Annotated in this window: 3 protein-coding genes; 1 reads left to right on the top strand and 2 read right to left on the bottom strand. The window is 41.0% G+C overall.

Annotation, left to right across the window (positions count from 1 at the left end):
• Window positions 1–949, top strand: a 949-nt coding sequence (locus BUA75_RS15315; RefSeq protein ID WP_207549795.1) for a carboxypeptidase-like regulatory domain-containing protein, incomplete at its 5' end; no start/stop codon positions are given.
• A 58-nt stretch (window positions 950–1,007) separates the two neighbouring features.
• Here the strand turns inward: BUA75_RS15315 and BUA75_RS15310 are convergent.
• The gene (locus tag BUA75_RS15310; RefSeq protein WP_072875497.1) at window positions 1,008–1,676 is read right to left on the bottom strand and encodes a glycoside hydrolase domain-containing protein; all 669 of its coding nucleotides are present in this window, start codon (window positions 1,674–1,676) and stop codon (window positions 1,008–1,010) included.
• 85 nt (window positions 1,677–1,761) lie between these two features.
• A partial coding sequence (locus tag BUA75_RS16210) for a hypothetical protein (protein WP_207549794.1) occupies window positions 1,762–1,942 on the bottom strand: 181 nt, incomplete at its 5' end.

Raw genomic sequence — 1,942 nt, 5'->3', positions numbered from 1 at the left:
ACTAGGGGTGGTTTTTGTGCAAAAACGAATCTGGGGACTGACGGCGTCTATGCTTGCATTGACGTGTTTGACCGTGACCGGGTGTGGGATCACTCATCATCCTTCTTCTTCAGGAAGCTCGAATACATCGCAACATACAACATCTTCAGGGAATATCCAAAACCAAGTTGCAAATATAGTTGTGCCTCATTCTCATATGCAAGTTTTCACTAACCAGTCGGTCCAAATTCGTGGCGTGGTATTGAATCAATCACATCAAGGTATACCTAACATTCAGTTAGCCGTGGTGGGACTTCCTGACCATTCATCTGGATACATGGTGAAAACGAATGCTCAAGGTGAGTTTGATCTAACAGCAAAGTGGAGTAAACCTGGGCATTATTTGGTGAATGTTAGTGACGAGAAACATTCTGCGCATTTCACAGTTGTAGTTCAACCCAATTCAACTGATTCGGGTGCTCTTTCTAGTCCCGAACAGACATCATCAACAACCCAAATTGTTCATTCTCAAACTAATATTCAGACACAGACTTTCAATAATAGTATTCAAGCAACTGATGCTATCCAGCAAATGATCCCGAATTATGGTCATCCTCAAAATCCTTTAGTCAATTTAGGATATGGAATAAAATCTCAGTTTATTGGCGGTGCCGGTAACTATGTATATTTATGGAACGAAGGACGATGGGCCATTCAAGGACAATTTTTATCAACCAATCAAAACGGGAAAAAGATTATGCAATCTATTGCTGAATATTTGCACTCACATATGATGCCCATTCCAGAGAAAATTGGCGCAATTCTTGTGAGTGACAATTCCAATCAATATCATCCTTCTGATAGTACACTCAAAACGACTATAGTTTGGCAAAAAGGAAACAAAATATATTCATTCAAGTATGTCGGTGATCCAGTTTCTGCATTGCGTATCGTTGTTCATGCGTATTAATCAAATGTAATTGGAAATAGGGAGACTCAGGTTATCAACCTGGTCTCCTATCCAATCTTCAAGAGAGTTTAATAAAAACTGCATTACCTCCAAGTTGGTCTGTTTGTATGGAATCATTGTCAACAACAATTCCATCATAATCATATTCGCAACTAGTCTGGAGTATCTGCCATCCCCTTACTTGCCCATTATCAACAGTAGGCCAAATACTAGATGAGCAGCATCTCCAATAATGTGAAGTTGTTAAATCGTAGTACAACTGTGAGCCGTCCATTTGAGCATAAGGTTCATCATCTCCCACATATACTCCCCCTTCATAACCAGCTGCTTGGCAAGTGCTATTAAAAGAATTAGCATAGTCGATGATGTCCTGAATCGTCGTATTAGCAGTTGCTCCCTCCAAATCACACCATAATGTCATTCCTGCTGCGCCAGAAAATCCATTCGCTACATCTATACACTGTTGAGCGTGTGCAGCACCAACAGAACTAGGATCAGAATCAAACATGCCAGAGTAATATCCTCTGTACAATCCAACATAAAACCCTTGGTTTAATAGTTGTTGAACATAGTTCTGTATTTCACTTGTAGTACCTGAAGCTACATCAGCTAGTGCAATTAAATATGGGGAATTATCCCACATTGTTGCAATCTGTGATGAGTCTAGAATGGACGCGGTATCAAAACCTGTTGTTCCGGGAGCAGTTACTGTAATCACTTGTGTCATTTTTTAACCTCCGTTTCATGTTCCCCACCCGGCCGGAGTGGTGAGGGGGGCTTTCGTTTTGCCCCTCTACTCTTTAAAAGCACCTCTACTCCCCATTTTGAGCATGCTCTTCAAAAATTTTTTTCAGAACCTCTTCCAACATTCCTGTACAAACTTGCGATTGAGCTTCCCCTCTCCACCATCTCGGCACAGATGACACTTGCTGATCGATCTCTGTTCGGAAATATCGACATAACAGAAAGACATCTACTTCCTTGTTTTGTCTG

Origin of the sequence: Alicyclobacillus tolerans (assembly GCF_900142255.1) — a bacterium.
Taxonomy (GTDB): domain Bacteria; phylum Bacillota; class Bacilli; order Alicyclobacillales; family Alicyclobacillaceae; genus Alicyclobacillus_I; species Alicyclobacillus_I tolerans.
Note: the sequence above shows the minus strand (reverse complement) of the source record. Positions and strands in the feature narration are given on the sequence as shown.

Excerpts from the sequence above, each read along its gene's own strand:
- BUA75_RS15310 (WP_072875497.1), bottom strand. The coding sequence starts at position 1,676 with ATGACACAAGTGATTACAGTAACTGCTCCCGGAACAACAGGTTTTGAT.